This window comes from Allorhizobium borbori (genome assembly GCF_014196535.1).
Taxonomy (GTDB): Bacteria; Pseudomonadota; Alphaproteobacteria; order Rhizobiales; family Rhizobiaceae; genus Ectorhizobium; species Ectorhizobium borbori.
The window spans coordinates 1-24,408 of sequence record NZ_JACIDU010000032.1 but is presented as its reverse complement, the minus strand read 5'-3'; the positions used below and the strand labels follow the sequence as shown (position 1 = coordinate 24,408).

The 24,408-nt window shown below is 62.0% G+C and carries 20 protein-coding genes and 1 pseudogene; 7 read left to right on the top strand and 14 right to left on the bottom strand.

Going from position 1 to position 24,408, the window contains the following annotated elements:
- Positions 1–128: pseudogene (locus GGQ66_RS21875) on the bottom strand (glutamine amidotransferase); the annotation flags it as partial.
- A 334-nt stretch (positions 129–462) separates the two neighbouring features.
- On the opposite strand from GGQ66_RS21875, the gene GGQ66_RS21870 reads away from it, so the two are divergent.
- Positions 463–1,554 carry a glycoside hydrolase family 5 protein gene (locus GGQ66_RS21870; protein ID WP_183795690.1) on the top strand — a complete coding sequence of 364 codons (1,092 nt, stop codon included), beginning with the start codon at positions 463–465 and terminating at the stop codon, positions 1,552–1,554.
- Here the strand turns inward: GGQ66_RS21870 and GGQ66_RS21865 are convergent.
- Both GGQ66_RS21865 and GGQ66_RS21860 read right to left on the bottom strand, forming a co-directional pair.
- The gene (locus GGQ66_RS21865; protein ID WP_183795688.1) at positions 1,505–2,914 is read right to left on the bottom strand and encodes a UDP-phosphate alpha N-acetylglucosaminyltransferase; all 1,410 of its coding nucleotides are present in this window, start codon (positions 2,912–2,914) and stop codon (positions 1,505–1,507) included. The genes GGQ66_RS21870 and GGQ66_RS21865 overlap by 50 nt on opposite strands.
- The gene (locus tag GGQ66_RS21860) at positions 2,911–4,929 is read right to left on the bottom strand and encodes a GumC family protein (RefSeq protein ID WP_183795686.1); all 2,019 of its coding nucleotides are present in this window, start codon (positions 4,927–4,929) and stop codon (positions 2,911–2,913) included. The genes GGQ66_RS21865 and GGQ66_RS21860 overlap by 4 nt, the downstream gene beginning before the upstream one ends.
- Positions 4,930–5,205: 276 nt before the next feature.
- On the opposite strand from GGQ66_RS21860, the gene GGQ66_RS21855 reads away from it, so the two are divergent.
- From GGQ66_RS21855 to GGQ66_RS21840, 4 genes are all read left to right on the top strand, one after another.
- The gene (locus GGQ66_RS21855; protein WP_183795684.1) at positions 5,206–6,387 is read left to right on the top strand and encodes a glycosyltransferase family 4 protein; all 1,182 of its coding nucleotides are present in this window, start codon (positions 5,206–5,208) and stop codon (positions 6,385–6,387) included.
- Complete coding sequence (locus GGQ66_RS21850; RefSeq protein ID WP_183795682.1) at positions 6,384–7,481, top strand: GumK N-terminal domain-containing glycosyltransferase; 1,098 nt, start codon at positions 6,384–6,386, stop codon at positions 7,479–7,481. Before GGQ66_RS21855 ends, GGQ66_RS21850 begins: the two co-directional genes overlap by 4 nt.
- A 115-nt stretch (positions 7,482–7,596) precedes the next feature.
- Positions 7,597–9,117: an oligosaccharide flippase family protein gene (locus GGQ66_RS21845; RefSeq protein ID WP_183795680.1), complete on the top strand. Its 1,521-nt coding sequence runs from the start codon at positions 7,597–7,599 to the stop codon at positions 9,115–9,117.
- A gap of 2 nt (positions 9,118–9,119) precedes the next feature.
- The gene (locus GGQ66_RS21840; RefSeq protein WP_183795678.1) at positions 9,120–10,910 is read left to right on the top strand and encodes an alpha/beta fold hydrolase; all 1,791 of its coding nucleotides are present in this window, start codon (positions 9,120–9,122) and stop codon (positions 10,908–10,910) included.
- A gap of 9 nt (positions 10,911–10,919) precedes the next feature.
- On the opposite strand, the gene GGQ66_RS21835 is transcribed toward GGQ66_RS21840, so the two are convergent.
- The 8 genes from GGQ66_RS21835 to epmA all read right to left on the bottom strand — a co-directional run bounded on the left by GGQ66_RS21835 (position 10,920) and on the right by epmA (position 19,561).
- Positions 10,920–13,376 carry a glycoside hydrolase family 2 protein gene (locus tag GGQ66_RS21835; protein WP_183795676.1) on the bottom strand — a complete coding sequence of 819 codons (2,457 nt, stop codon included), beginning with the start codon at positions 13,374–13,376 and terminating at the stop codon, positions 10,920–10,922.
- Positions 13,377–13,518: 142 nt separating this feature from the next.
- A complete protein-coding gene (locus GGQ66_RS21830; RefSeq protein WP_183795674.1) occupies positions 13,519–13,863 on the bottom strand; it encodes a hypothetical protein in 345 nt (114 codons plus the stop codon).
- An 81-nt stretch (positions 13,864–13,944) separates the two neighbouring features.
- Positions 13,945–14,931, bottom strand: coding sequence for a DUF1839 family protein (locus GGQ66_RS21825; RefSeq protein ID WP_237359040.1), 987 nt, complete (start codon positions 14,929–14,931; stop codon positions 13,945–13,947).
- Positions 14,932–14,935: 4 nt separating this feature from the next.
- The gene (locus tag GGQ66_RS21820) at positions 14,936–15,844 is read right to left on the bottom strand and encodes an amino acid--[acyl-carrier-protein] ligase (RefSeq protein ID WP_183795672.1); all 909 of its coding nucleotides are present in this window, start codon (positions 15,842–15,844) and stop codon (positions 14,936–14,938) included.
- A 5-nt stretch (positions 15,845–15,849) separates the two neighbouring features.
- Complete coding sequence (locus tag GGQ66_RS21815) at positions 15,850–17,028, bottom strand: acyl-CoA dehydrogenase family protein (protein WP_183795692.1); 1,179 nt, start codon at positions 17,026–17,028, stop codon at positions 15,850–15,852.
- Entirely contained in the window at positions 17,028–17,279 is a 252-nt protein-coding gene (locus GGQ66_RS21810; RefSeq protein ID WP_183795669.1) for an acyl carrier protein, read from the bottom strand. Before GGQ66_RS21810 ends, GGQ66_RS21815 begins: the two co-directional genes overlap by 1 nt.
- A gap of 168 nt (positions 17,280–17,447) precedes the next feature.
- Positions 17,448–18,500, bottom strand: a complete 1,053-nt coding sequence (locus tag GGQ66_RS21805) for a lysine-2,3-aminomutase-like protein (protein ID WP_183795667.1) — start codon at positions 18,498–18,500, stop codon at positions 17,448–17,450.
- Positions 18,497–19,561: an EF-P lysine aminoacylase EpmA gene (gene epmA, locus GGQ66_RS21800; protein ID WP_183795665.1), complete on the bottom strand. Its 1,065-nt coding sequence runs from the start codon at positions 19,559–19,561 to the stop codon at positions 18,497–18,499. Before epmA ends, GGQ66_RS21805 begins: the two co-directional genes overlap by 4 nt.
- Before the next feature lie 173 nt (positions 19,562–19,734).
- Between epmA and efp the strand changes: the two genes are divergently transcribed.
- Positions 19,735–20,304, top strand: coding sequence for an elongation factor P (efp, locus tag GGQ66_RS21795; RefSeq protein ID WP_183795663.1), 570 nt, complete (start codon positions 19,735–19,737; stop codon positions 20,302–20,304).
- 98 nt (positions 20,305–20,402) lie between these two features.
- On the opposite strand, the gene GGQ66_RS21790 is transcribed toward efp, so the two are convergent.
- The 3 genes from GGQ66_RS21790 to GGQ66_RS21780 form a co-directional block, all read right to left on the bottom strand.
- Positions 20,403–21,833, bottom strand: coding sequence for an efflux transporter outer membrane subunit (locus GGQ66_RS21790; RefSeq protein WP_183795661.1), 1,431 nt, complete (start codon positions 21,831–21,833; stop codon positions 20,403–20,405).
- A 251-nt stretch (positions 21,834–22,084) separates the two neighbouring features.
- Entirely contained in the window at positions 22,085–22,690 is a 606-nt protein-coding gene (locus GGQ66_RS21785) for a TetR/AcrR family transcriptional regulator (RefSeq protein ID WP_183795659.1), read from the bottom strand.
- A gap of 93 nt (positions 22,691–22,783) precedes the next feature.
- Entirely contained in the window at positions 22,784–23,749 is a 966-nt protein-coding gene (locus GGQ66_RS21780; RefSeq protein ID WP_183795656.1) for a phosphoribosylaminoimidazolesuccinocarboxamide synthase, read from the bottom strand.
- A 223-nt stretch (positions 23,750–23,972) separates the two neighbouring features.
- Between GGQ66_RS21780 and GGQ66_RS21775 the strand changes: the two genes are divergently transcribed.
- Complete coding sequence (locus GGQ66_RS21775) at positions 23,973–24,191, top strand: hypothetical protein (RefSeq protein WP_183795654.1); 219 nt, start codon at positions 23,973–23,975, stop codon at positions 24,189–24,191.
- Positions 24,192–24,408 lie beyond the last annotated feature (217 nt).

Below are 24,408 nucleotides of genomic sequence, written 5' to 3'. Positions count from 1 at the left end.
CCATAAATCGCGATCCCGGCCGAATCCGGACCACGGTCCGTCATCGTTACAAGCATGTCGCTCAGCAACTCACCCAACCGACCCTCAAGAGAACGATCCTTCAAAAATAATCCTACTATCCCACACATGGTCCGGACCCTTCAGTATCTTGCCTCTGCAAAACGACTAGCAGGCTTTCGCACGGCAATCAATAATAGGAAAATAATATTCATTTAAGGAAACAAAACTTGAATGATCCGATGCATGACAGGTGATCGGGGATCGGTTAGCTCTCACTAAAACTTGTTTGGCGACGGTAACCATGCCGTAGCCTTTCCGCGCGATAAGTGAGGCTGGCGAAAACGGCTTTACTGCACGCGGGCGAGGCGCGCGGTCGGGCTCTGCCATGTCCTCGGGCGAATGTTGCGCCTGATTCCAGTCGAAGGGTCTGCACGGTCAGGCCCGCAGTTTACGGATGATCCGATGAACGTTTCCGATGCCACGCCTTTATTTCTCCGCCCGTTCCTCTCGCCTCTGAAGCGTTCGCTCGCTGCCTCGCTCGCGGTCATCGCGCTGTTACAGCCCGCAGCGGCGGAGGCGGCCGCGTGTTTTCGCGGCATCAATCTTGCCGGCGCGGAGTTCGCCGAAGGCAAGAACGAATACGGCAAGGACTATATCTATCCTTCCGAAGCGACGATTGCCCATTTCGCGGCGCTCGGCTTTACCTCGGTCCGGTTGCCCTTTCTCTGGGAGCGGCTTCAACCGAAACTCGACGGGCCCTTCGATGCCGACGAACTCGGCCGGTTGAAGGAGACGGTTGCGACGATCAAGAAGCACGGTATGGGCGTGGTCATCGATCCGCATAATTATGCGCGCTACCGTCAGAAGATCATCGGCACGCCTGACGTTCCCGATGCGGCCTTCGCGAATTTCTGGGGCAAGCTGGCAAAACTCTTCGCCAACGATCCGGCGGTGACCTATGCGCTGATGAACGAGCCCCATGACGTGGCGGCGGCGCAATGGCTGAAAAGCGCCAATGCAGCGATTGCCGCCATACGCAAGGCCGGCGCGAAGAATCTCGTTCTGGTGCCCGGTACGTCCTGGACAGGAGCCCATAGCTGGCGCTCCGAGGCCTATGGCGGCGCCAATGCCACGGTGATGGCGGGTGTCGTGGATAGCGGCAGGAACTTCGCCTATGAGGTTCATCAGTATCTCGACACCGATTTCTCCGGAACCAAGGGTACCTGCGAACGGGGCGATGCGGCGGCGGCGGCGCTGGAGGACTTTACACTGTGGCTGCGCAATCACGGCGCGCGCGGCTATCTCGGCGAATTCGGCGCGCCGGCGGGTGCGGACTGCAATGCCGGCCTTGCCGCCATGGTGAAGGTGATGGAGGACAACCGCGACGTCTGGACCGGCTGGGCCTACTGGGCGGCCGGCGACTGGTGGCCGAAGGAGGAAGCCCTCAATATCCAGCCCGTCGACGGGAAGGACCGGCCTCAGCTCGATGCGCTCCTGCCGGTGCTTAAGGACCGTTCGAAGAAGGCGCTGTCCTGCCCGTCTCTGGAGCGGTGAGCGGGCGGGCCTTCGGAGCAAAAATGCGATCCGGCAGCAGGAACTGCCGGAGCCGCGAAGGCCTGTTCGGAAATTCCACGCAGGTGGCCGTTCCCAGAATGAACCAGAGCAGGGCCCCGGTCTTGATCGAATAGAACGAGTTGCTGATGAGCATCAGCAGCAGGAGATAGATGAGGACCATCGCCAGATAGGTCCAGGCCTTCTCATCCTTCACCGGCGCAAAGACGAGCGCCCCCCAGAGCGCGACGAAGCCGACGATCCCGAATTTCGTGAGTGTGTAGGCCAGACCGGAATCCGCCGTGAACTGGTCCGTCGTTTCGACGCCGAAGACGATGTCGGGGGTGAGCGAGGTGAGGATGTGCGCCGTTACGGCCATGCGCCCGCCGATGCTGTTATCCCCGCCCAACGTGTTGGTGGCGATGCCATAGGCCGCAACCGCCGACAGCATGATGAAGGGCATGACCATCCACAGAAGGCGCGGCGTGAACTTCAGGATGGGCGAGACGGCCGTGATGAGGATGCAGGTATAGAGGCCGAAGCGGGCATCCGCGAGAACGACGGTGGACAGTGCGCCGATGAGGACCGGAACGCGGAAGCGCATATCGGTGCGAAACAGTGCCCAGCTATAGGCGATCACCCCGAAATTGCCGGCGGAGACGGGTTCCAGGAAGATGGAGGCGACGCGGTGCTGGCCGAGAAAGGGCAGGATGGTGCGCGGTTCCGGACGCAGGCCGGAGATGAACAGGCCGCGCGAAATGCCGAAGGTTTCACCGAGATTGATGGTGCCGCGCGCCAGATAGTAGCCGAGCACGTTGAAGTAATCGAGGAAGGTTTCGACGGCGAAATATTCGAACAGGCCGAAGGCGACGACGATGGCAACGGCTGTTGCGACCAGCCGGTCGGCAAGCATCAGGTCGCGGGCCTTCATACCCATGAAAAAGAAGACCACGGGGATGATGATGTCGCGCACCGCCTTGGCATCGGCATGACCGCGAAAGGCGAACAGCATGGCCATGTAGGCGACGAAAATGCCGAGAAACAAATAGATACCCATGCGCCGGTCAAGCGTGGCGGCAAAGGCAAACATGACCAGAACCATTTCCGACATCATGACATAGAGTTCCCATGTCGGGGTGATGCGGGTGTTGACGAAGCACAGCGCGAAGTTGAACGTCAGGCCACCGATGACGGCGACGGGAATGAGAAGGCGGTTCAGTTTTTCGCGAAAGCTGGCCAGCCAGTCCCGTTTCGAGGTGGCCGGCGTTTCGCCCGGCGCAGGCGATGCGGCGGCGCGGAGCACGCAAGCCGCCGACTTGCGGCGGCGGCTTCTGTCGGTCCCCGTCGGCAACGCCGTGGTCATGCGTCCCCGCCGATGACGATCTGGCCGGGAATCTTGTCCTTCCAGGCGTCAAGCTGGGAGAAAAGTTCCTCGATCTGCTTGCGCTTGACGGCGGTCAGATCGGTCACGATGACGATGGCGTCGCATTCCTCGACCAAAAGCGGGAGGTAATCCACCGCCTCTGTGCCGCAGGCGTCGATCAGCACGAAATCGGCAGGCGGCGCCATGCGTCCGAGATCAATGTCGGGAATGCGGCGATAGACCAGCCGGTCATCCATCAGCAGGTTTTCATCGGCTTCCTCCGGTTCCAGCCGGGTGGCGAGCATGCCGCGCATCGGGCGCTGGGTGGAGGAGCGGTTGATGGAACCGGACGAAGACGGCGTCAGGATCTGCCCCGGAGCGAGCGCGACGGACTGGCGCAGATCGGCCATCGTCTCCGCAATTTCGGCGACAATGTCCTGCTGAAGCGGCGCGGTGTCCGGTGAGACGAACAGGATGGTGGCCGGTCGGCGGTTTCCGAACGTGTTCAGCAGGAAATGTACCGAACGCAGCATGCCGAGGTCGCGTTTGCGGCGGAAATCGCTTCCGGTCTTGTGCTTCGGATTGCGGGAAAAGCGTGCAGTGAGGCCGGACAACAAGCCTTCGCGGGCTTCCGGCTCCACCGGCAAGGTGGCAATGATCGGGATACCGGCGCGTTCGGCTACATCGCCCGGCTTGCGCGTGAAGATGCCGCCGAAGAGTTCGCGCAGGACCGCCAGACCGCTGCCCAGTGCGATGCCGAAGAGGGCGGCCGCAATCAGGACGATCTTCTTGAGGCCGGACGGAGCCTCTGCGGGCGGCGATGCCTCGGAGATGACGTGCGAATTGTTGGTATTGACGCTCTGGGTCTGGCCGAGTTCCTCGGCGCGGGTCAGGAAGGTCTTGTAAATGGTGCGAACGGCCTCGGCCTCGCTTTCGAGCTGGCGCATCCGCGTCAGTGCGGTGCTGCTGTCATAGCTCGAACGGGTGAGTTTGGAGAGCTGCTCGTTGATGGATTTCGTATTGGCGGCGGCGCGCTCGTAATTGGCGCGCATGCTTTCGCGAAGGCGACCGATTTCAGCATCGATCGACTGGCGCACGCCCGCAAGCTGCGAGCGGACCGCACGCATCTGCGGATGGTTGGAGCCAAGACCGGCGGCCAGTTCGGCTTCCCGTTCGAGCAGCGTTGTGTAGCGCGAGCGTAAAAGCTCGATGCTCTGAGACTGCGCGACTTCCGGAATGGCGCCGGCTTCGATCGCGGCGAGCGTCAGATTGCGCGTCTGGTCGTATTTGGCCTTCTGCTGCTCTTCGGCGAGGCGGGCCTGCGTCAGTTGTTCGTTGATGCCGACGACCTGCTGGTCGATCAGCAGGCCCTTTTCACCGGTGGTGACGAGGCCGTTCTGTTCCTTGAACTCATCGACGGCGAGTTCCGCCTTCAGCACGCGGTCGCGCAATTCGCTGGCCTGGGCCTGGAAGCTTTCGGAGGCGCGGCGATTGGCGTCGGAGCGGGTATCTGCGATTTTCCGGAGATAGGTGCGGGCGACCGTGTTGGCGATGAGCGCGGCACGGGTTGCGTCCGGATGTTCCGCCGTGATCGACAGCACGAAGGACTGGCCGGCGCGCAGGACCACAAGATGCTTGAGAAGGGCGGCGGAAATGCCGGCGAGCTTCACTTCCTCGCTGGCGCCGGCGGGAAGCTTGGCGGCCTTGGCGAAATAGGGATCGTCGGCCAGCGAGAGCGAAGTGATGACCTCGTTCAGGACATCGCGCGACTGGACGATGTAGGTCTGGCTTTCAAGGCTCGACTGTTCCTGCGGCGACGTGCCGGTGACGAACAGATCGCGCCGGTCGGCCAGAAGACCCTGCGGGTCCAGCAGGATTTCGGTCGATGCACGGTAGAGCGGCACGACGGTCGACAGGTAGAAAGCCGCCAGAACGACGCAAGCGATCACCGACAGCACGATGTAGTGCAGCCTCCGCCTGATGATTCCGGGTAACTGAAAGATGTCGATTTCCATCAACCTGTCCAAAACGCGACTGCACGACCGGCAAACGACAACGCGCCGCGAGCGGTCCGTCTTCGTCCATTCCTGGATTCAATCTCGCAGAACATGATTAACGAGAGCTAAAGGCTCTGATCCCTCTTCTGCGCTGCGGAAGCCGCGATAAGAGCTTCTTAAAGACTGCCGGCCTAGAGTGTCCCGAATGCGCCATTGCCTTTGGCGCACCTTCAGAGATGATTTCTGGCGTAACGGTGCATTTTGACGGTCACGATTGCAGAAAGAAACCTTGATATGCCGCTGGGCCGTGTCGCACAGCCGGGACCGCTGATCGTTCATGTCGTGCGCCAGTTCTACCCGAACCGGGGCGGGCTGGAAGATGTCGTGATGAATCTCGGCATGGCGCTCATTGCGCGCGGTTACCGCGTTCGCGTCGTCACCCTCGACAGGCTGTTCGGCGCGCCCGACACGGTGCTGCCGGCGCGCGAGACCGTGAACGGCATCGAGGTCGTGCGAATTCCCTGGAAGGGATCGTCCCGCTATCCGCTCGCACCCGCCGTCTTCCGCTATCTCGGCGATGCCGATCTCGTGCATGTGCATGCCATTGATTTCTTTTTTGATGCGCTGGCGCTCGGCTGGCTGCTGCACCGCAAGCCTATGGTGGCGACGACCCATGGCGGCTTCTTCCACACGAACAAGCACGCGCTCATCAAGAAGATCTGGTTCAGGACGCTCACACGTCTTTCGGCGCTTTCCTATACGCGGATCATCGGGTGCAGCCGTTCGGATACCGCTGCGTTTTCGGCGATTGCGGCGGGGCGCACGATTTTGATCGAAAACGGCGCGGACACCGCCAAGTTTTACGAAGCCGCCAGCCGCCAGCCCGTGAAGCGGATTGTCACCATTGGACGCTTCTCCGTCAACAAGCGCATCGACCGGTTGCTGGATGCGCTTCAGGCACTGGTTGTCCGCGATGGCGAATGGCATCTGGAAATCGTCGGCGTGCCGGGTGACCTTTCGGTGGCGGATGTGGAGGCGCTGATTGCCGCGCGGGGCCTTCAGGCCCATGTCAGCATTGCCTGCAATCTCGAAAACGATGCGATCGCCCGTCTTCTTGGAACCTGTTCATTGTTTGCCTCTGCTTCGGAATATGAGGGCTTCGGTCTGGTGGCGGTGGAAGCCATGAGCGCCGGGTTGAAGCCGGTGTTGCATGTCAACGATGCCTACCGGCTGCTAGGCGAGCGGCATGGCGGGCTCATGCTGGCGGATTTCGAGCGCGCGGACCGGGCGGCGGATACCCTGGAAGCGGCCTATCGCGGGCTTTGCGACGGCGGTGAAGCGCAGCGGGCGACCCTGATTGCCGAGGCTTCCGACTATGCCTGGAGCCGGGTCGCGGACAGATATGTGGCGGTTTATGCCGATGTCATGGGGCCTGCTTTGGCCGGCCTGTCCGGTCTTGAAGGGAAAAGCCAGTGAAGAATGTGCTCTTCGTAACCGGCCAGCACTTCGCCGACGCGCCCCGCAAGGTGGACCTGCATTTTCTTGCCGATTCGCTCAATGCCAATGGCGATCGGGCCGACTTCCTGTCGCTGCGGCTGAGCCTCATCAGCCGGTTCTCCAAGGAGGGGCGCTGGGAATATGCCAGCACACGCGAAACGAACCGGTGGGTCCGGATCAACGATCTTCGCGACGAATTCATCTGGGTCAGTCTCATTCATCCGTTCGCGACCCGCTCGGCGGCGCTCAACCGGTTGACGGGGCTGGTGTTCCAGCACTATGCGGCGCTCTTGCCTTCGCCGGTGCGCAAGCGTCTTCCCGGCTATACGCATATCCTCATCGAAAGCGGCATCGCCGTTCTGCTTGCGCCACTCATCCGCCGGCTCGCACCGAAGGCCAAGCTGATCTATCACGCCGCCGACCAGATGGAGACGATCGGCGCGCATCCCTGTTTCCGCACCGTATGGGACAGGTCGATCCGTGACTACGACGCCATCCATATCCTGGCGGAATCGCAGCGCGCCGAGATGCCTGCCGGCGTGCCGATCCTGCTTCTGCCGCACGGTATCGCGACCGATGTCTTCGATGCGGCGGTCCAGACGCCCTACGCAGCGTCCAACAATGCGGTGAGCGTTGGCGACATGCTGTTCGATGCCGAGGTGCTGACGACGCTGGCGCGGGCAAATCCCGACTGGACCTTCCATCTTTTCGGCCGCAAATCCCGGATCGAGGAAAACTTTGCCAATGTGGTGACGCATGGCGAAGTGCCGTTCGCGACCGTTGCCGGCTATATTCGCCACGCCGATGTCGGCATCGCGCCCTACAGTCCCGCGCCGGGGGCGGATTATCTGAGCCAGTCCAGCCTGAAGATGATCCAGTACACCTATTGCCGCCTGCCGATCGTCGCGCCGGTGTTCGCATCCGCAGGGCGCCCGCATGTCATGGCCTACGAGCCCGGAAATCCGTCTTCCATCCTTGCCGCCTTCGATGCGGCCAAGGTCTACAACCGCCTGTCCATCGACATCAGCCAGGCCATGACCTGGCAGGACATGGCCGCCCGGCTGTTTGCCTGAACGTGCATTGCACCGTATTTTAGCAATTACGTGGTGCATTTGTTAAACGCCCGCTGTTAGATTTCCGGACGGTTCATGGTCGCCCAATCGCGGCCTAAAGGTGCGCGGGGCGTTGATGAGCAAGGGTATCGTGGCCAATTCGGTGATGAATGCCGCGTCGGGTCTGGCGCTGCTGATTACCGGCTTTGCCTGCTCCATTATCGCGGCACGACTGCTTGGCCCCGAAGCGAACGGCACCATAGCCTTTTCGCTGTGGCTTGCCACGACCGGCTCGCTGATTGCCGAACTCGGCACCGGCGTTCTGCTGCTCAGGCTCCTGCCGCAACTCAAGGTACAGGGTGTGGACGAGACGAGACGTCTCGGTTTCGCAGCCTTTCTCATTCGGCCCGTGGTGGCCGCGACGCTTCTGATTCTCGTGGTTTCCGGTGCGGTCTTCAGCCAGCTCGAAAGCGATCACTGGATCGAAATGGGGCCGGTCGTCGTGATCATAACCGGCGTTCTGTTCTTTACCCAGTCGATCGGTTCCTTTTCCAAGAACTTCCTGATCGGCGAACAGAACCTTGGCGCTTTCTTTCGACTGACCGTCATTGCCTCGCTGGTCCAGCTCGTGGCGGTGATCGCCGGCGCTGTTTTCTACGCAACGCCCGGTGCCCTTGTCGGCTATATCGCCGGTCAGGCGGTCGTCTTCTTCTACAGCCTGCGTTTCGTGTTTCGCCGCGCGGATGCCTGCGGCATGCATCGGCGTGAACTGGCGGCGTCTTCCTTCCTGCTCTCGGTGGAATATATCGTCGCCTCCATCTTCCTGACGCGGGTGGAGCTTCTGTTCCTGCAGAAGTTCCACAGCGCCGAGGTGGTGGGCTTTTATGCCGTGGCGCTTTCGCTGGCGAACCTTGCGCTGCAATTGCCGGTGCAACTGACCGGAAGCCTCCTGCCCTATTACTCGGAAAAGCTCGAAAGCTCGGGCGGAGACCGCCTGCCGGTCGCCGTGTTCGAAGGCGTGGTGCGCAGCCTTTCCTACGTGACGTTGCCGATGAGCTTCGGTCTTGCCGCCATTGCGCCGCCGCTTGTGATCGCGGTATTCGGCATCGAGTTTCATCCGGCGGGGGCCGTGGTGGCCGTGCTCGCGCTGTTCACGCCGGTCTTCGTGTTTTCGCAGATCTGCACACAATATCTCTTTTCCCAGAATATGATCCGCCAGCGGCTGATGATCGATCTGGCGGCTGCGGTACTGATGGTCATCGGTGCGGTTCTGATCGTGCCGAGCCTTTCGGGTGTAGGAGCCGCACTGGTGCGCGGTCTCGTTTTCCTCGCCACCTGCATCGCCATGCTGCGGCTGATGAAATTCGACGGATCGATGCGCGGCCTGTTCCTCTCCCTCATTCCGGTGACGGCGGCGGCGATGTTGTGCGGCGCCACGGCCTTTGCGGTCACGGAAATCGTATCGGGTGTGCCCGGGCTCATTCTGGCCATCGTGGCCGGGGCCGTCGCCTATGTTCCGGCGCTCAGGCTGTGCCGGGCGGTGCCGCGCGAGGATGCGGATGTAATTCTGCGGATGGCCGGAAAACTGCCTGCGCGCGCGCAGGGCCTGGCCAGTGCGATTACCGGCTTTGTGGCGCCACAGGCAAGGGAGGCTTGAACATGGCGGCTGTTTGCGTCCCGACCATGCAGGATAGCGACGAGGCTGGCCCGCCGGCCTTCGATCATGAAAGTCAGCCCGTTGCCTTTTCCGGCATGGCCGGGATCTTCACACCGGCTCCGGCGCGGGGCAATCTTGCCGTCCTCTTCGTCAGCCCCTGGGGGCTCGAAGATCTCTGCGTGCGCAAGTTCTGGCGCGTGATTTCCGAGCATCTGGCCGCACGCAATGTGGCCTCTCTGCGCTTTGACCTGCCGGGAACGGGCGATTCGCTTGATCCGGCCTCGTTCGAGGGGGGGCTCGGCCTCTGGGAGGACGCCATCGCGGCGGCGGCGGCCGAGCTTTCGCGCCGGTCCGGTGCGCGGCGCATCGTGCTGGTCGGGCAGGGGCTTGGCGCGGCGCTTGCCGTGCGCGTTTCTTCGCGGCTGGAAAACCTGGCCGGGATGGCATTGCTGGCCCCGGTCGTTTCCGGTCGCTTTCATTTACGCGAAATTGCCGCGATGTCGCGCATGGTGGATGACAGCCTCGGCCTTGCCGAAGACCAGCGGCAGACCAAGGGTGTGGCCATTGCCGGTTTCACGCTGGCGGACCCGATTGCCGCGGATATCAAGCGGCTCGACCTGATGGCGCTCGACGGGCTTCCTGCCGTACCGTGCCTGGTGGCCGAACGGGCCGCGCGGCCGTCCGACGGCGAGTTTGCGGTCTATCTTGCCGCGCGGGGCGCCACCGTGGAGCGCCTTGCCTTCGATGGTTATGAGGCGTTGACGGCCAATCCCGCCGTTTCGAAGGTACCCGAGGATGTGGCCGCACGAATTGTCGACTGGATCGCGACACTTGTGCCCGCCAGCGGCGCGCTCGCGACACCGCCCGCCCTTTTGGCGGCCGGCACGCTCGATGGCGGTACCTTCCGCGAAACGCCGGTGTGTTTCGGTCATGAATCGCCGCTTTACGGCGTTCTGACCCGGCCTGCGGGCAAGCGCCATGGCGCAACCGTGCTGTTCCTTTCCACCGGTTATGACCGGCATGCCGGCTGGGGCCGAACGACCGTGATGATGGCCCGCCAACTGGCGGAACGCGGCATTGCTTCGCTGCGCTTCGATGCCGCCAATGTGGCCGACAGCCCGCCCGCGCCCCATGCGCCAGCGCAGGTGCTCTACAGTACAGCACAGGAACAGGATGTGGCTGCTGCCCTCGATTTTCTGACGCGGCAGGATCTGGGGCCGATCATTCTGGCCGGCCGGTGCAGTGGTGCCTATCTCTCGTTCCGCGCGGCGGTGACCGATCCGCGCATAGCGGGCGCTGTGGTGGTAAACCCCTATACATTCCGCTGGCAGCCGGGCCGGGATGTCGATTCCGCCCTGCAATTCGGTGCGCGCGCCCTTTCCGACTATGGCCAGCGCGCCCTGCAATGGGCAACCGTTCGTCGCCTGCTGAAGGGGGAAATCGATGTACGTCGGGCGCTGACGAATATCGCTTCGGTGGTTTCGAAAAAGGCGCTGCAGCCACTGATGCTGTTCCTTCGCCATTACACGGAAGAGGGCCGGCTCGTGCATGCGGCGTTCCGCACGCTGGCGCGGCGCGCGACGAAGATGACGCTGGTCTACAGTGAAAGCGATGTCGGCTGGGAGCACTTTTCCAGCTATTTCGGCCAGCGTGGCGAGCGGATGGGTGAATATGGCAATGTCCAGCTCGTTGTGATCCCGAATGCGGATCACAACCTCTCGCCGCCGCATGCGCGTGCCGTCTATCTCGACGAGGTGACGGCGCTGGCCCGGCAGTTTTCCAGCCAGAACTGACTTTCGCGATCAAAAACGCAGGATTGATCCCGAGAGCGAGGCAATCTCGCCTTCGGGCAGGGCATCCGCGTCCGTGCCGGGGCGAGCCAGGAGTGCGACCGTCTTCTCCTCGCCGGGCAGAAGGTGGAACCAGTCATCCGCCGGGCGATAGCCGGGCACGGCGATGTGCACCGATTGCTGGAAGCGACTGGCGGCGAGCGTCAGCGTCCAGCCGGTTTCCTCCCGCCGGAGCGACGATGTGATTTCGCCCGCATGCAGTACCTTTGCCCGGCCGAGCGGGAAATGCACGGCTTCAGCGATGGTTTGGTCATCCCGTTTCAGGCGGGCCATGACCAGATCATGCGAGGGCGGGCCGAAGCGATAGGCGTAGTTCAGATCGAAGAAGGCGCTGAAGAGATCGGTGGCCGAAATCTCCTGCACCGTGCGCGGCGCAAGCGAAAGCGCACGGTGGCCGGAGACGACCGGCTGCGAACCATCGCGCAGGGCGACAACTTCCAACGTCAGGTCCAGCGTGTCAGCCGTCTCGTTGAGGATATGGGCCGAAAGCCCGTTAACGCCTTCATCCGTCAGCAGGACCTGCACCGGGCGGAAGGCCCGCTTCAGGGCGTACCAGGCCGGTTTCGGTTCGCCGGTGGCGTCGATCACGCCCCAACCCGGACCGGGCAGGAGATCCTGCAACGTCCAGACCAGCGCGCCGTTGCAGGAGGAGCCCTTGCGGCGCCACTCCGCGAAGGTCTCCGTCATCACCTCGCCGGTCACAGCACGGGAAAGATCGAGGTAGCGGGCCGGGTCTTCGCGGCGCAGACGAGCGGGATCGTGCCCATAAAGTTCGCGGAGATAGAAATCGCGGGTGTCCTCGAAATCCCAGCTTGCCGAGCGGTCGCGCGGGACACGCGCCTTCCATTCCGGATGGTGAACGGCGGCGACGGGCAGATGCGCGTCGAGGGTTGCCTGCTGCGGCACATTGGCGAAGGCGAGGCATTCGCTGGCGAAGCGGACATCGGCCCGGCGGGCGTCGGTGAGCGGGCGCTCATAAGCGCCGACACCGTAATAATGGCCAACGCCTTCATTGACGAAGAAGGGTTGCGCGCCGCCGGAGGGCGAGTTTTCCACGAAGGGAACATCCGGGCGGTGAACAGCGACAAGCGCGGGCAGGATCTCCTGCGTCAGCGGTGTTTTCCATGCCGTTTCGGGCAGGCCGAGCATGGCGCCCTGCTGATGCATTTCGCTGCCGCCGCAGAGCACGGCAAGCGATGGTGAGGCGGCGGTGGCATCTAGGAAGGCGGAGATTTCGGTGCGAACATGGGCGATGAAACCCTCGTCCTTCACCGGATAATCGAAATTCGCGAAGATCAGATCCTGCCAGACGAGAATACCGAGTTCATCGCAGAGCGCGAAGAATTCCGGGCTCTCATAGGCCATGGTGCCGCCGATACGGATCATGTTCATGCCGGCCTCGGCGGCCAGGCGCAGCCATGGCTCATAGGCAGCGCGGGTGCCGGGCAGGCGGAGAATATCGGCATTGGTCCACACAGCGCCGCGGCAGAAGATGCGCTGGCCATTGATGCGGAGTGCGAAATCCCTGCCATCTTGGCCGCGGTCGATTTCGATGCGGCGGAAGCCGGTGCGGGCGAGCGGGACAAGATGAGGGGACGAGATGGAGCAGGCCGAGATATCATACAACTCTTGAGCGCCATACGACCGGGGCCACCAAAGTTTTGCGGACGGAATTTCAATTGTGGCCGCAAAACGATGTCCTTCACTCTTTTTAAATTTCCACATTTTGCCAGCGCAAAATAAGGAGGTGACGGGAGCTTTGACGTTAGCGCAAGACACGGAAATAACTCCGTTGCCTCGCTCATCGATTCTTGTCGTTATTCTCACATTCTTCAGTGAGAAATCATCAGGCCGGATGAGTTTTACAGGTCGCCACGGGCCGGTGGCATGAACCTCGGGGCACCAGCCGGGCATATAGCCGAGCGGTGTGGTGCGGACGAGGCGCAGGCCCTGCTCGCTCATCATCTGCGGACGCCAGCGGGCACGGGGGCCTTTCTTCGTGAGATGGGCGCGCAGCGCGCGGAAGGCGATGGCGAGTTCATCCGAGCCGGTGAGCGTGACCGGCAGGTCCACGGGTTCGAACATGCTCTCCGATGTATGGAGTTTTTCGCCGTTCAGCCAGATTTCGGCAATGGTGGCCAACCCCTCGAAACGCAGGGTGGCCGGGCCGGGGACTTCCGACAGCGTGGTGCGATACCAGGCGTCACGATGGTCGAGCGGTTCGGGGCGGGCGGGGTCGAAACAGCCGGCATCGGCAAGGGCGCCGGCGACGGTGCCGGGGACCGAAGCCGGAAAGGTTTCGGCGGCGGCGGAGATTTCGGCGGGCGTGGCGCAGGCATTCGCATCGCTAAGCGTCAGCGTCCAGCCCTCGGCCAGCGCCTTGATCGTGTCGGGCCGATGAAAGTCCATACCGCTTGCTCCGCTCGAATCAGTTTGGCCGATTGTCGGCGCAGGAAGCTAAAAAGACGTTATGGCCGTGGGTTTCCGTCACAGGAAGAAAGAAGGCCGGCGCTGGGCACCGGCCTTCGTTTTGCTGACGTAATGTGTGTATTCAGGGCTTCGGCGAAACCTTGTCGATGACCTGAAGGAAGAGATCGGTGCAGGCCTTGGACGGTTCGTCTTCGGCGCATTTGATGTCTATCTTCGTATCGCCCATTTCGATCCGGTAGTGGGCGGCCTTCGACGGCGGAGGCGGCGGCATGCGGCGGCCTTCCGGACCCATGCCGGGGCCCATACCCGGACCCATGCCGGGGCCGGGCGGACCATCCTTCGGCGGGCGGGGCTTGCCGGCGTCCTGCTCATGCGGGGGATGTTTCGGTGGTTCGGGCGGCTGCTGGGCATAGGCGGCACTGGCGATGAGCAGCAGACCGGCGCTGGCGAGCGAGACGATTTTCAAGGTGGCCTCCTTGGCTTGTGTTCCACCTCAGAAATGCGCGGGGCCACGGATTGGTTCCATGGCCCCGGTGTTGTCAGGTGATCAGCCCAGCTTGCGCTCGAGCCCCTTCATGAGCGTTTCCCAGCTTTCGATGGCCGGGTCGAGTGCCGTGCGGAGCGGTTCGAACTTCTTGCGGGTGACAGCGCGGGCCAACTGGAACTGGACGCTTTTGGCGTTTTCCGAGATTGCGCGGGCGGCGTCCGCTTCCGTCTGGAACAGACCCTCCGGGGAGAGCCAGTCGAGATGGGTCGCGAGCAGTTCGAAATTCGCGCCGGTCTGGCGCAGCGTGTTGAAGGCGTATTTGTGGAAGAAGCCGAAGGGCCGTTCGGCCAGCGCCTCCACCTGACGGGGGAAGACTTCCGCGAAGGCGGCAATCGGGTTCTCTTCGGGCCTGCGGGCGAAATGGGTCTGCAGCAGATCCACCGCACCCTTGCGTTGGCGTTCCTGCGACGGCGTCTTGCCGGGGAACTTGGCAAACTCCGTATAGGGCAGGAAGGGCGGATCGGTCTCGAGCAGGTGATGCTGGAACAGCCCGTCGAAATCCTCGCCTTCCAGATGGAAGTAGCCGCCATTGTGGAAATATTCGAGACGCTTGCCGGTGGTATCGAGACGGTTGATGGCGACCGTGGTCTTGCCGTGCTCGATCCTGTAGGCGACGCCCTGCGTATCCGGCATGTAGAAGCTGTCCATCTCGACCAGGCAGAGACGACCGCGGGCAACCTGCACCGCGATATGGTCTTCCACCCTGTCGAAGATCGCCAGTTCCGTAACGCGGACGCCATAGAGCCTTTCGAGGTCTTCCAGCGGCACCTTGAAGAAGGTGAACTGGTCGCCCTCGAAATCCTGGGTCAGCGTGAAGCCGAGCATGGCTTCGGGGGAGGCCCCGAAGCTTGCCAGAACTTCGATCCACAGATCGACATAGCAATTGGTTTCCGGCCACGCGCGCTCCGCGGAATGAAGCGCGTGGGGCTTGTAGTTTGCCGCGTCAAGCCAGGGAAAGACCGCCGACATCTTGAAGGCTGCCGTCATCGGATCAGCCCCAGAGAACCTTGCGGACGTTTTCCGGCCACAGCCTGGTATCGAGGCCATGGGCCGCGAAGAGGGCAAGCGCGATGCGTTCCAGACCGAAGCCGACGCAAGCGGTGTGGGCAACGGCGCCGTCTTCGAGGTTCAGGCCCCATTTCGCGCCGAACGCGTCCTGATGGTAGTTGAAGCTCATGCAGGCCGTCTTCTTGACGTCGGAGGTGACGGGGATGAGAAGCTCGAACTTAAGGTTCTGGTCGCGCTGGTTGTTGGCAAGCAGCTTGCCGGCGCGGCCGAAGAACGGGTCGTTGGCGACGTCGATCTCGACCGACAGGCCGACATCTTCCATCATCTTCACGCCGCGATCCATCCAGAGCTGGCGGAATTCCGTCACCTTGGCTTCCGTGCCCATGCAGACATATTCGCGCATGCGGAACAACTGCTGGCGGGCCGGATCGTTGGAAGGTTCATGACGGAAGCAGTAGGACTGCAGGTCGTAGAGACCGCCGGAAACCGGCAGGTTGCCGCGCTTGGCGATGGTCGGATAGAGCGGGTAGCAGGCTGCCGGTGTCAGGACGATGTCGGTCGCCTTCTGTTCGCCGGTCCAGTCATTGCCCTCTTCCATGCACTTGAGCAGGCTCATGTGATCCAGCTCGCAGCCGCAGAAGGAATGCACGGTGCCGGCGAGCTGCGGGAAGCTCTTCATGTAGCCGCTTTTTTCGAAGAAAGCGCGGTTCATGCCCGGCGGGAAGCGGATGGCTTCAGCGCCGTCTTCGCCGCCGACACGATCGATGAGTCGTTCGAAGGCGGCGATGACGCCTTCGAATTCACCGGAGCGGCCGTAAAGACCCTCGACGCCGGTTTCGATCAGGAGACCGCTGTCGAACAGTCGGTCGAGAAAGGAAATCTGCATGTCCATGTCGTTCACCCCAGAAGGCTCGTGTCCTGCTTGTTGACCAGAAGCATGGTGGACTGGTTCATCAGGATGCGTTCGTTGGAAATCTGCAACTGCGCCGAATAGGCGTCGCGCAGGTGGCGGCCGACACTGTAGGGGGTGCCGTTCTTGTAGCCCATGATGCCGTTGATCAACAGCGTCTGGCCGATGATGTCGATGATCGCCGTGGAGGTGGCGAGCTTGGTGTTGTTCATCGCAATCAGGAAACCCATGGTGAGGCTGTCGGGATTGCGGCGGATTTCTTCATACTGGCGAACACCGTGGATGATGTCCGTCTTGATGGCCTGCAGCTTGCCGGAGATTTCGGCGAGGCGCAGCGCGCCGGGCGGGTTCTGGCCGGGGGTCTTGCGGGCGGCGGCGCGCACGAAACTCTGGGCGCGATGGACCGCATCGACGGCGATACCATACCAGAGCGACGACCACAGCAGATGCGCCATGGCGAGCATCGAGTGGGCGGCGATTTCCGCGAAGGGTTCCGGGATGACTTGCTCCGCCGGAGCCTCGCCCTTGAAGAGGAAACCTTCCGAGCAGGTGCCGCGCATGCCGAGCGTATCCCAGTCGTTGGTCTTTTCCAGCGTGTACTGGTCCTTCATGAACACCGTCATGACCTGATCGGAGGAGGCGGCGTCCTTGTGGGCGCGCGACGTGATCAGGATGGCATCGGAATAGAGACCGTAGGAAATGACCGTCGCGTTCTTTTCAAGGCGGACGACACCGTCGGTGATCTCGATGGCGCAGAGCGAATTGCGCAAGTCGCCGCCAATGCCGCCTTCGGTCGTTGCCGAGCCGAGGAGAAGCTGGTCACGGGCGATGGAGCGCATGAATTCGCGGTGCCATTCGGCATTGGCGCCGTGTTCCACAAGGCTGGACAGCTTGATGTGGTGCATGGCGAAGATCATGGCCGAGGACCCGCAGGCCTGACCGAGAACGGAACAAAGCTCGGCGATCTCGGCAATGCTCGTGCCCTCACCGCCGAGTTCGGCGGGGATCTGGATGCCCATCAGCCCCTCATCCTTGAGGGCCTGCATGGTTTCTGAAGGGAAACGCCCCTTGGCATCCACGTCTTCCGCGAATCTTGCTGCGACGGCGGCGGCACGGGCAATGCGCTCGCGAAGCGGCGCGGCGGGAACCTTGACGTGAGCGTTCATCATGCGGCCTCTTGGGCTTCGATGATCGTTGCAACGGTTTTTTCAATCGCCGCGATGCTGGCGAAGGACTTGCGGTTCAGGAGGTTATCCGGGAACTCGATGTCGAAGGCTTCCTCGATACCGAGCATGAGTTGTACCGAGGCAAAGGACGACAGGCCGGCGGCATAGAGATCGGCGTCGTCGGCAAGGCTATCGACGGCAACCGGAAGACCGCCCAGTTTCGTCAGCAGATTACGGATGGTTTCGTTCATACCCATTCTCCCACGTTTTCATTCGGGGTCTATTTCCACGCGCTGGAAATGCTCCGTTGGCGAGGACAATAGGGCAGAAAGAATAAGACACCTCTAAGTGGTTTAGTTAAAGAGTCTTTATTGCGCGCTCTGGTTTTATCAGTGGTGAATAATGGGACGAAACAGGGTTCAGGGCCGTGGCGGCCAAACATGCAGCCCGCCCCGGTAATCCGACACCGACCAGCAGCCATCGGGGCCAGGCGCGACCGCATCCGGCCCGAGCGGCGCCTTGCCGTGGCCGCCGGGAATGTCGAGAACATAGGCCGGCTGGCACAGGCCGGAGACGTGCCCGCGCAACGCCGCGACAATGGCCTGACCTTCGCCGATATCCATGCGGAAGTGGCCTGTTCCGGGGGCGAGGTCGGGATGATGCAGGTAATAGGGCTTGATCCTGCTCTCAACGAAGGCGCGCATCAGGGCGCCGAGAACGGTGGGATCGTCGTTTACGCCCTTGAGCAGAACGCTCTGGCTGACCATGGCGATGCCGGCATCGACAAGGCGGGCGCATGCGTCGCGGGCTTGCGGCGTGAGTTCGCGCGGGTGGTTGGCGTGCAGCGCCACCCACAACGTCTTGCCGCTTTCCTTCAATGCAGCGATGAGATCGGCATCGATATTGTCAGGATTTGCAACCGGGACGCGGGTGTGAAATCTGACAATCCGGACGTGGTCGATGGCCGCTAGCCCGCGCATGATTTCCGCCAGACGGCGCGGCGAGAGAATGAGCGGATCGCCGCCGGTGAGAATGACTTCCCAGATTTCCGGGTGGGCGGCGATGTAGGCGAAGGCCGCTTCCATTTCGGTGGGCGCAAGCGTGCCATCGCCATCCGGCCCCACCATTTCGCGGCGGAAGCAGAAGCGACAGTAGACCGGACAGACATGCACCGCCTTGAAGAGAACGCGATCGGGGTAGCGATGCACGATGCCCTTGACCGGCGTGTGCGGCCGGTCGCCGATGGGATCGTCGCGCTCTTGCGGCAGGGTGACGAGTTCGGCCGACGATGGCAGGAACTGCCGGGCGATGGGATCGGCAGGATCGGCGGGGTCGATGAGCGCGGCAATCGCCGGCGTGACTGCAACGGCGTAACGCCGGGCGACGGCTTCCGTCTCGTGCACCGTGCCGTCATCGATGAGACCTGCGGCCAGAAGATCCGCCGCCGTCTTGAGTGTGCGTTCGCCGCTCACGCGCCGAACTCCGCGACGGGTGCCCACATCACCTGATCGATGCGGGAGGCACCGGTGGCAAGGAGGGCGAGCCGGTCGAAACCGAGCGCTGCGCCGCTGGCCTGGGGCATGAGGGAAAGGGCGGCGAGGAAATCCTCATCGACCGGATAGGTTTCGCCGTAGATGCGCTGCTTCTCGGCCATTTCCAGCGTGAAGCGGCGGCGCTGCTCGGCGGGATCGGTGAGTTCGCCGAAGGCATTGGCCAGCTCGACGCCGCAGGCGTAAAGCTCGAAGCGCTCGGCCACGCGCGGATCGCGGGCGGAGGGGCGGGCAAGGGCGGCTTCGCTGACCGGGTATTCATCGAGGATCGTCAGGCGGCCCTGACCGAGAAACGGTTCGATCTTCTCCACCAGAACGCGGCTGTAAAGGTCGGCCCAGGTGTCGTCGTCGGCAAAGCGGATGCCGGCCTTCGCCAGTTCGGCGGCGAGGTGTTCGCGGTCCGTCTCGCCGCCGGCGGCGACGGAGGCGAGAAGGTCGATGCCAGCGAAGCGCATGAAGGCTTCAGCCACGCAGAGGCGCTCGGGTTCGGCGAAGGGATCGGCTTCCATGCCCCGAAAGCGGAAGGCCTTCGTGCCCGTGGTCTCGGCGGCGGTGGTGACGATCCAGGCGCAATCGCGCATCAGTTCCTCATAGGTCTCGCCAGCGCGATACCATTCGAGCATGGTGAATTCCGGATGATGCAGCAGCCCGCGTTCGCGGTTTCGCCAGACGTGGGAAAAGCAGGCGATCTTTTCTTCGCCCGCCGCCAGCAGCTTCTTGCAGGCAAATTCGGGTGAAGTGTGCAGATAGGCGGGATGGGGGATGCCGTCATTGCCGATGATTTCCGTGGCAAAGGCGTGCAGATGCGTCTCGTTGCCGGGCGAGACCTGCAGGCCGGGCGTATCCACCTCGACGAAGCCGCGGGTGGCGAAACCCGTCCTGAGCGCTGACTGGATGCGGTTGCGACCGATAAGAAAGGGTCGTCGGTCCTTATGGACGGCAGGGTTCCACCAGGGTGAGGGCTTTAGCGCAATCGGCGTCATCTCAAGGTTTCTTTCCTGTGCCTCCGGGTGAGGGGAAGCGCTGAAAGCGCGGGGGACTGGCATTCCGCGCGAATTTAGGGTAGTTCCGCCCCGGACAAAGAATTTTGCGTCATCCGGCGCCGGCTGCCCGGCAGTCCTCTACGACGCGCATCACGCCGTTACAAGGAAGTATTATGGTCAAGGTTATCGCCTCATCCGTCCGCAAGGGCAATGTTCTCGACGTGGACGGCAAGCTCTATGTCGTTCTCACTGCGCAGAATTTCCACCCCGGCAAGGGCACGCCGGTGACGCAGGTCGACATGCGCCGCATCGTCGATGGCGTCAAGGTTTCGGAGCGCTGGCGCACGACGGAACAGGTTGAGCGCGCTTTCGTCGAAGACCTGAACTTCCAGTTCCTCTACGAAGACGGCGAAGGCTTCCACTTCATGAACCCGGAAAACTACGATCAGGTCGTGGTGGATGCCGAAACCATGGGCGATCAGAAGGCCTATCTCCAGGAAGGCATGACCTGCGTTCTTTCGATCCATGAAGGCGTTCCGCTCGCCGTCGAACTGCCGCGCCACGTCACGCTCGAAATCACCGAGACCGAACCGGTCGTGAAGGGCCAGACGGCGTCTTCTTCCTACAAGCCGGCCATGCTTTCGAACGGCATTCGTACCATGGTGCCGCCGCACATCAATGCCGGCACCCGCGTCGTGATTGCCACGGAAGACAATTCCTACGTCGAGCGCGCCAAGGACTGATTTGTCCGGCGTTGCCTGACTCGCAATGAAAAACCCCGGAACCGCAAGGTTCCGGGGTTTTCTGTTTCCGGGATAATACCGAGGGAGAAGAAGCCCGATCAGGGCTTCTTGCCGGCGTCAGCGACCTTGACCGGGCCGTTAGCGGCATAGCCGCCGCCCATGGCGACGTTGAGCGCCACGTAATCCTTGGCCAGTGCCTGAACCGCAGTGGCAAGGCTTGCCTGCGCGGTGGAGACGGAGCGCTGCGCATCGAGCACGTCGAGCAGCGAGGATGCACCGTCGCGGTAGCTGGCGGTCGACAGGCGGAGCGCCTCTTCGTAGGACTGGACCGTCTTGCGCAGGGCCGAAACCGTCTGGGCATCGCGCTTGAGGGCGGCGAGTGCGTCGGCCACGTCCTTCACGGCGGTCAGAACCGTTTCCTTCCACGCGAGATAGGCGGTGCGGGCATTCGATTCGGCGGTGGTCAGGTTGGCCTTGAGGCTACCGCCCTGGAAGATCGGCAGATTGAGCTGCGGCCCGAAGCCCCAGGTGCCACGCCACCCAGGTGCTGCACCGACGGCGTCGATGAGCGACGGCGAGATGGAGCCTGACAGGGTGATCGACGGATAGAAGGCGGCTTCAGCAACGCCGATCTGGGCCACGGCAGCCGCCAGATCGCGTTCCGCCTTGCGGATATCCGGGCGGTTGCGGATGAGATCGGCCGGCACACCCGAGTTCACCGCATATTTCGCGACAGGCTGGCGGGTGGTCTTCTGCAGTTCGGCCACCAGCGAATCAGCCGGCAGGCCCAGGAGCAGCGCCAGAGTGTGGGCCGACAGGCGGAAGCCCTTTTCATAGCTCGGGATTTCGGCAAGCGTCGAGTTCACCAGACCTTCGGACTGGACGACATCAAGTCGCGACGCCGCACCGGCTTCAAGCTGAAGCTTGGTCAGGTCGAGCGTTTCGTTCCGCGACTTCAGGTTCTTGCGGGCAATCGCCAGACGCTCCTGATAATAGCGCGCATCGATATAGGCGTTGACCACGTTGGAAAGGTAGGTCAGGCGGGCCACATCGGCGGTTGCGTAGGCGCCGTCGAGCGAAGCCCGTGCGCTTTCCTTGGCACGGCGGTACTGGCCCCAGAGGTCGAGCAGCCAAGAGGCGGAGAGACCGGCGCTCGACGTGCTGATTGCCGACTGGGACTGAGTCCGCAGCTCGCCGGTTTGGCCGCTTCTCGTGAACGAGGCGCTGCCTCCGATATTCGGAAGGGCGCCTGCGCCCGTGGCAATCACGTTGGCTTCGGCGGCGGTAATGCGCTCTATGGCCTGAAGAACGGTCAGGTTCTGGGAAAGACCCTGATCTACATAGGCGTTGAGGCGGCTGTCGTTGAACGCCGGCCACCAGGACTTTACCGTCACGTCACCGGCGCTCTTCTGTCCGCCTTCGCTGAATTTCTGCGGAAGGTCGATCTTGGGGTCGGTATGGTCGGGGCCCGTAACGCAACTGGAGAGCAGAAGCAGAACGAGGGGCGCTGCCGAACGAAAAGATGCCATTTTTTTGATCCGCATTCTGGTCTCGAAGTCCTTTGTGCCTGCCGAAAACCGCGCTTCGTAAACCGAACCGATCGTCCCTCAGCGTCGGCAGGCTAGCAGGAGGCAGCCTATGCCGGTAGTTTTAATTAAGCATTAACCATAATTCGATCGTACCTGTGGTTCCATCGCTACACCGTTGCGGGCGCGGCAGGTCAGCAGGGTGTTTTCTAGCGGTCGAACATGACAGTCATAGTGACGTAATTGAATGAAAATCACTTGGCAAGAGGGTTCGTCAACGACTTGTTCACGAATTCGACGACCTCGTCACACCGGATATGCAGTTCCTCCTGAGGATAGCGGACCAGAAAGACCGGGTGAAGCACGCAGGCAAAGGAGGCCGTGATGCATCGGGCCGTCTGTTCGATATCCTTGCTGTAATAAGCGCCCTCGGCCACACCCAGCCGCACCATGTCGACAAAGCGGCTTTCGAGCAATTCCTTGTAGCGCAGGCCACAGGCCATATCCCCGCCCGAGGTCATAAGAACGATTTCAAAGATATAGGGACTTTGCTGCAGGCTACGCAGGTGTGATTCCATCAACCGGCGCACAAAATGGCCCAGTCGCTCCAGCGGCGGCAGGCTCGCATCGATACCTTCGAGCGCTCCCACCATCTTTTCGACGTGGCGTTCGGCGATCGCTTCGGCAAGCGCGGTCTTGGAACGGAAATGCTTGAACACATTGGCCGGCGACATGCCGAGCGCCGCCGCGATATCGGCAATGGTCGTTCCGGCAAAACCCTTGTCGCGGAACACCGATTCCGCCATGTCGAGAACGTCCTGCCGGGTTTCTTCCGCCTTCCGCCTTGTCCTTCTTGCCATCGTCCTGCCTTCCCCGATCACTTCCGCCATCAATGGCATGGCGGAAGCTGTCCCTGCCGATCATTTGAACGGCGGGCCCGCATTATCAAGCCCTCATGACGTTTTTGCGCCGCTGGCTGCGAAATAAGGTGCGAGATTTGCCCGAACCCGCTCCTTCGGCGTGGCAAACGAATCATCGGGCACGAAACTCTGGCCGGTGATCATTTCGTACGCCTTTATATAGACGCCCGAGGTCTGCTCGATCAGTTCAACCGGAATTTCGGGAATGTCGTCCTTGTAGGGATCGCAGCGCTCGGCCACCCAGGCGCGGACGAAATCCTTGTCGAAGCTTTCCGGACGGGTGCCCTTCTCGAAACTCTGCGGATAGGTGGCCGCAATCCAGTAGCGGCTCGAATCCGGCGTGTGGATTTCGTCGGCCAATACGATACGTCCTGTCGAATCGGTGCCGAACTCGTATTTCGTATCGACGAGGATGAGGCCGCGTTCCGCCGCCAGTTCCTGGCCGCGGGAAAAAAGCGCCAGCGCGTAGCGGGACAGCGTGTCCCATTGTTCGGCGCTCAGAAGGCCGGTCTCGACGATCTCCTGCGGTGAAAGCGGCTCGTCATGCCCGCCATCGAACGCCTTGCTGGTGGGGGTAATGATCGGTTCGGGCAGCTTTTCGTTGTCGCGCAGCCCCTCCGGGAAGGTGATGCCATACATTTCCCTTACACCCTTCTTGTATTGGGTGAGGATCGACGTGCCGGTTGTGCCCGCAAGATAGCCGCGCACGACGATCTCCACCGGCAGGATATCGAGACGGGTGCCGACCACGACATTCGGGTCCGGATAGGAGACGACATGGTTGGGGCAGATATCCGCGGTCTTCTCGAACCAATAACGGGCGGTCTGGGTCAGAACCTGTCCCTTGTAGGGAATGCAGGTCAGGATGCGATCGAAGGCACTCAACCGGTCCGTGGAGATGATGATCCGTTCGCCATTGGGCAGGTCATAGTTCTCGCGGACCTTGCCCTTGTAATAGGAAGGCAGTTCCGGAAAATGGGCTTCGGAAAGAATACGCACGAATGGAAGTCTCCGGTTGTCGGTGCCGCGCATGTGGCAGAGGCGGCCCTGATGGAAATCGTTCGTGCCCTTTTATCCCTCCGCGGGCCGGCCGCGCAAGCCGCCACGGCCGGCAGCAAAGCCTCCACCCTAAGACCAATAGGTAGGAATCAGCCGTTGCAGCCGCCTTTGAGGCCCGGTATGAGATCTATCAAAATCCATAACCTGCCAGGAGAAGTCGCAGATGTCCGCCAAGCCGCTGAACAATGTCATTCCCGTGCCCGAGCATCCCGAGGAAATGAGCCCGCTGACCGAAGGCCTCGTGCCGCTGATCATTGCGCTTCTCGTTCTGGTCGGCTGGGTCGCTGCTTTTCTCGTGCTCGGTTATCCGGGCCTGATCGTGCCCGCACTGACCTTCGTGGCCCTGATCGGCGGCTTCATCGTGTGGGTCTCACGCGGTTGAACATCAGCTCTCAAGTTTCATCTTCCAAAAGCCCCGGGAAACCGGGGCTTTTTTGTTTGCACGCCCGTACTTTCCGGGCGCCTGTTTACCGACGTTCCGGCTTTATCTGAAATACTCTATTTAATATCAATTACTTATAAGAAAAGTGACGATTGGATGAAATTGGATGTTGACGGTTTGGGTGTGGTGGTTCTATAAGCCGTGTCACTGACGAGGG